This window comes from Psychrobacter sp. TB20-MNA-CIBAN-0197, from assembly GCF_040309765.1.
GTDB classification, from domain to species: domain Bacteria; phylum Pseudomonadota; class Gammaproteobacteria; order Pseudomonadales; family Moraxellaceae; genus Psychrobacter; species Psychrobacter submarinus.
Genome location: NZ_JBEOPC010000811.1, coordinates 1 through 262 on the forward strand (window position 1 = coordinate 1; position 262 = coordinate 262).

Annotated in this window: 1 protein-coding gene; it reads right to left on the bottom strand. The window is 27.1% G+C overall.

The genetic code is table 11. The features are described 5' to 3' along the window. The coding region (locus tag AAEY83_RS16105; protein ID WP_351060605.1) for a hypothetical protein at positions 1–262 on the bottom strand (262 nt) is incomplete at both ends.

The following is a 262-nucleotide window of genomic DNA, read 5'->3' on the forward strand; positions in this document are numbered from 1 at the left end:
TCTTTAACCTTATGATATTTGTCTTCATTAGATTTTACTAGAGAGTTAACATTGAGTTTTGCTTTTATGTATGCAGGGATTTTTTCATAGTATTCGAAAGCTTCATTCTGTAATTTTATTTTAAAATCTAACTCTTTATTTTCATTAAAGATCTTCTTTATCAATAACTGGTGGTTTTCATAGTTATTTTTATTGGATAGTATTGCACCTTTTTCCAATGAAAGCCTTTTAATCTCCCTAAATGACTTTCTATACTCAGCAT